The sequence below is a fragment of the Zoogloea ramigera genome, assembly GCF_006539865.1.
Lineage (GTDB): Bacteria > Pseudomonadota > Gammaproteobacteria > Burkholderiales > Rhodocyclaceae > Zoogloea > Zoogloea ramigera.
Genome location: NZ_BJNV01000128.1, coordinates 1 through 5421 on the forward strand (window position 1 = coordinate 1; position 5421 = coordinate 5421).

2 tRNA genes and 3 rRNA genes are annotated in these 5421 nt (G+C 53.5%); all 5 read right to left on the reverse strand.

Features of this window, described 5'->3' with window-relative positions:
• Window positions 1–45: 45 nt before the first annotated feature.
• The 5 genes from rrf to ZRA01_RS19815 all read right to left on the reverse strand — a co-directional run bounded on the left by rrf (window position 46) and on the right by ZRA01_RS19815 (window position 5235).
• Window positions 46–158, reverse strand: a 5S ribosomal RNA gene (rrf, locus tag ZRA01_RS19795).
• 117 nt (window positions 159–275) lie between these two features.
• Window positions 276–3158 (reverse strand): 23S ribosomal RNA (locus tag ZRA01_RS19800).
• A gap of 250 nt (window positions 3159–3408) precedes the next feature.
• Window positions 3409–3484: transfer RNA gene (locus ZRA01_RS19805), tRNA-Ala, on the reverse strand.
• Between the two features lie 10 nt (window positions 3485–3494).
• Window positions 3495–3571 (reverse strand) — tRNA-Ile (locus ZRA01_RS19810).
• Between the two features lie 126 nt (window positions 3572–3697).
• A 16S ribosomal RNA gene (locus tag ZRA01_RS19815) occupies window positions 3698–5235 on the reverse strand.
• The 16S, 23S and 5S rRNA genes sit together here with 2 tRNA genes alongside, the layout of an rRNA operon.
• Window positions 5236–5421: the final 186 nt, after the last annotated feature.

Sequence of the window (5421 nt, forward strand, 5' to 3'; positions counted from 1 at the left end):
CAGAAACCCCCTGAAGCTTTGTGCTTCAGGGGGTTTGATGGGTGAGTCTGACGATGACCTACTTTCACGCACGGGTGTGCACTATCATTGGCGCGGTCTCGTTTCACGGTCCTGTTCGGGATGGGAAGGGGTGGTTCCAAGACGCTATGTTCGTCAGACTGTAACTTGTACCGCTCGTCGCGCGTTAGGCGGCGAACGTCAAATAGGAAGAAGTGTCTGTTGGTTCTGGTCGTGTGATCGCGTTTTACGCGAGTTGCCTTGTCTTGCAAGGTTATAGGATCAAGCCTCACGGGCAATTAGTATCGGTTAGCTTAACGCATTACTGCGCTTCCACACCCGACCTATCAACGTCGTGGTCTTCGACGACCCTTCAGGGGAATCAAGTTCCCAGGGATATCTCATCTCGAGGCGAGTTTCCCGCTTAGATGCTTTCAGCGGTTATCTCTTCCGGATTTAGCTACCCGGCGATGCGACTGGCGTCACAACCGGTACACCAGAGATCCGTCCACTCCGGTCCTCTCGTACTAGGAGCAGGCCCCCTCAAATATCCAGCGCCCACGGCAGATAGGGACCAAACTGTCTCACGACGTTTTAAACCCAGCTCACGTACCACTTTAAATGGCGAACAGCCATACCCTTGGGACCGGCTACAGCCCCAGGATGTGATGAGCCGACATCGAGGTGCCAAACTCCGCCGTCGATGTGAACTCTTGGGCGGAATCAGCCTGTTATCCCCAGAGTACCTTTTATCCGTTGAGCGATGGCCCTTCCATACAGAACCACCGGATCACTATGACCTGCTTTCGCACCTGCTCGACTTGTCGGTCTCGCAGTCAAGCCTTCTTTTGCCATTGCACTATCAGTACGATGTCCGACCGTACCTAGAAGACCTTCGTACTCCTCCGTTACCTTTTGGGAGGAGACCGCCCCAGTCAAACTGCCTACCATGCACGGTCCCCGATCCAGATGATGGACCTAGGTTAGAACCTCAACGACACCAGGGTGGTATTTCAAGGACGGCTCCACCAGAACTAGCGTCCTGGTCTCAGCGCCTCCCACCTATCCTACACAAGTCCCGTCAAAGTCCAATGCAAAGCTACAGTAAAGGTTCATGGGGTCTTTCCGTCTAGCCGCGGGGAGATTGCATCTTCACAAACACTTCAACTTCGCTGAGTCTCAGGAGGAGACAGTGTGGCCATCGTTACGCCATTCGTGCAGGTCGGAACTTACCCGACAAGGAATTTCGCTACCTTAGGACCGTTATAGTTACGGCCGCCGTTTACCGGGGCTTCGATCAAGAGCTTGCACCCCATCACTTAACCTTCCGGCACCGGGCAGGCGTCACACCCTATACGTCCACTTTCGTGTTTGCAGAGTGCTGTGTTTTTAATAAACAGTCGCAGCCACCGATTCTCTGCGGCCCCGTCGCCCTTCGGATGTTCTCCTACAAGCTACCAGGGCATACCTTCTCCCGAAGTTACGGTATCAATTTGCCGAGTTCCTTCTCCTGAGTTCTCTCAAGCGCCTTAGTATCTTCTACCTGCCCACCTGTGTCGGTTTGCGGTACGGTCAATTCTAGACTGAAGCTTAGTGGCTTTTCCTGGAAGCAGGGTATCAATCACTTCGGTCTCAAAGAGACCTCGTCGTCACGCCTCAGCTAAGCCCCCCGGATTTGCCTAAGGGGCACGCCTACACGCTTAAACCAACTATTCCAACAGTTGGCTGACCTAACCTTCTCCGTCCCCACATCGCATCTAGAATCGGTACAGGAATATTGACCTGTTTCCCATCGACTACGCATTTCTGCCTCGCCTTAGGGGCCGACTCACCCTGCGCCGATGAACGTTGCGCAGGAAACCTTGGGCTTTCGGCGAGGGTGCTTTTCACACCCTTTATCGCTACTCATGTCAGCATTCGCACTTCTGATATCTCCAGCATCCTTTACAAGACACCTTCACAGACTTACAGAACGCTCCCCTACCATGCATTAAAATGCATCCGCAGCTTCGGTTCATGGCTTGAGCCCCGTTACATCTTCCGCGCAGGACGACTCGACTAGTGAGCTATTACGCTTTCTTTAAAGGGTGGCTGCTTCTAAGCCAACCTCCTAGCTGTCTATGCCTTCCCACCTCGTTTTCCACTTAGCCATGGATTTGGGACCTTAGCTGGCGGTCTGGGTTGTTTCCCTCTTGACGATGGACGTTAGCACCCACCGTCTGTCTCCCGTGTATCACTTTCCGGTATTCGGAGTTTGCTATCGCGGGGTAGATCGCAATGACCCCCCCAACGATTACAGTGCTCTACCCCCGGAAGTGTCCGCACGAGGCACTACCTAAATAGTTTTCGGGGAGAACCAGCTATTTCCAAGTTTGTTTAGCCTTTCACCCCTATCCACAGCTCATCCCCTAATTTTTCAACATTAGTGGGTTCGGACCTCCAGTGCGTGTTACCGCACCTTCATCCTGGCCATGGATAGATCACTTGGTTTCGGGTCTACGCCCAGCAACTAAATCGCCCTTATCAGACTCGCTTTCGCTACGCCTCCCCTATCCGGTTAAGCTTGCTACTGAACGTAAGTCGCTGACCCATTATACAAAAGGTACGCAGTCACCCCACAAGGAGGCTCCCACTGTTTGTATGCATGCGGTTTCAGGATCTATTTCACTCCCCTCCCGGGGTTCTTTTCGCCTTTCCCTCACGGTACTGGTTCACTATCGGTCGATTACGAGTATTTAGCCTTGGAGGATGGTCCCCCCATCTTCAGACAGGATTTCTCGTGTCCCGCCCTACTTGTCGCACGCTCAGACCCGCCAACTACTTTTCGCATACGGGGCTATCACCCACTATCGCCAGCCTTTCCAGACTGTTCTGCTAAGTAATCGGTTTAGTCGTGCAGGCTCATCCCCGTTCGCTCGCCACTACTTGGGGAATCTCGGTTGATTTCTTTTCCTCGGGGTACTTAGATGTTTCAGTTCTCCCGGTTCGCCTCCACTGGCCTATGTATTCAGCCAGGGATACCCTTGCGGGTGGGTTTCCCCATTCGGACATCGGGGGATCAAAGCTCCATTGCCAGCTCCCCCCCGCTTTTCGCAGGCTTGCACGTCCTTCATCGCCTGTAATCGCCTAGGCATCCACCACATGCACTTTGTCGCTTGATCCTATAACCTTGCACTCTGTTGCCAGAGATACACGCCATAGACGAACTCGCGTTTGTGCGCATCACCACCGTGCTGGTTCAAAGCCGATGGTGACGCAAATGCAATCACACAACCCATGTCGCCCCTGTCTCATCAACAGAGACGACACACTTCTTCCAATTTGTTAAAGATCGAACAGTCTTACTGGTAAAAACCAGAACAAAGAAGACTCCGCACTTCCACCCTGCGAATCCGCTTGATTCTGATTTCTTGGTGGAGGCAGTCGGGATCGAACCGACGACCCCCGGCTTGCAAAGCCGGTGCTCTCCCAGCTGAGCTATGCCCCCCTTGATCGCTTGGTGGGTCAGGTAGGAATCGAACCTACGACCCCCGCCTTATCAAGACGGTGCTCTAACCGACTGAGCTACTGACCCCCTGGTACATCGAGGGTCAGCACACCGGGCGCAGCATCCATGACACTGCACCCGACGCCTTGCCTCTACTGTTCTTTAAAAACAACCGATAGGTTGTGGATACTCGATTCCAAGGTTTTTCTCTAGAAAGGAGGTGATCCAGCCGCACCTTCCGATACGGCTACCTTGTTACGACTTCACCCCAGTCATGAAGCTCACCGTGGTAAGCGCCCTCCCGAAGGTTAAGCTACCTACTTCTGGTAAACCCCACTCCCATGGTGTGACGGGCGGTGTGTACAAGACCCGGGAACGTATTCACCGCAGCATGCTGATCTGCGATTACTAGCGATTCCGACTTCATGGAGTCGAGTTGCAGACTCCAATCCGGACTACGATCGGCTTTCTGGGATTGGCTCCACCTCGCGGCTTGGCAACCCTCTGTACCGACCATTGTATGACGTGTGAAGCCCTACCCATAAGGGCCATGAGGACTTGACGTCATCCCCACCTTCCTCCGGTTTGTCACCGGCAGTCTCATTAGAGTGCCCAACTTAATGCTGGCAACTAATGACAAGGGTTGCGCTCGTTGCGGGACTTAACCCAACATCTCACGACACGAGCTGACGACAGCCATGCAGCACCTGTGTCCAGGTTCCCTTTCGGGCACCAAGCCATCTCTGGCAAGTTCCTGGCATGTCAAGGGTAGGTAAGGTTTTTCGCGTTGCATCGAATTAATCCACATCATCCACCGCTTGTGCGGGTCCCCGTCAATTCCTTTGAGTTTTAACCTTGCGGCCGTACTCCCCAGGCGGTCAACTTCACGCGTTAGCTGCGTTACTCAATGAGTCTCCTCACCGAACAACTAGTTGACATCGTTTAGGGCGTGGACTACCAGGGTATCTAATCCTGTTTGCTCCCCACGCTTTCGTGCATGAGCGTCAGTACTGGCCCAGGAGGCTGCCTTCGCCATCGGTGTTCCTCCGCATCTCTACGCATTTCACTGCTACACGCGGAATTCCACCTCCCTCTGCCGTACTCTAGTTATGCAGTCACAAACGCAGTTCCCAGGTTGAGCCCGGGGATTTCACATCTGTCTTACATAACCGCCTGCGCACGCTTTACGCCCAGTAATTCCGATTAACGCTCGCACCCTACGTATTACCGCGGCTGCTGGCACGTAGTTAGCCGGTGCTTCTTCTGATGGTACCGTCATCCACACCCTGTATTAAAAGATGCGATTTCTTTCCACCTGAAAGAGCTTTACAACCCGAAGGCCTTCTTCACTCACGCGGCATGGCTGGATCAGGGTTGCCCCCATTGTCCAAAATTCCCCACTGCTGCCTCCCGTAGGAGTCTGGGCCGTGTCTCAGTCCCAGTGTGGCGGATCATCCTCTCAGACCCGCTACGGATCGTCGCCTTGGTAGGCCTTTACCCCACCAACTAGCTAATCCGACATCGGCCGCTCGTATAACGTGAGGCCTTGCGGTCCCCCACTTTCCCCCTCAGGGCGTATGCGGTATTAGCGTAACTTTCGCTACGTTATCCCCCATTACACGGCACGTTCCGATGCATTACTCACCCGTTCGCCACTCGTCAGCGGAGCAAGCTCCCTGTTACCGTTCGACTTGCATGTGTAAAGCATGCCGCCAGCGTTCAATCTGAGCCAGGATCAAACTCTTAAGTTCAATCCAAAAACTCCAGAAACCTGACGATTTCTGCGAGATACTTCAATTTCTTCGTGACGCCCGACCGAAGCCGAACATCCCTTGAAACCGAGTACCCACACCTATCGGTTGTTCATCTTTTTAAAGAACCGCTGCATCAGCAGCGAAGAGGTGCGCATTATACAGAGCTTAAAAACCCTGTCAAGC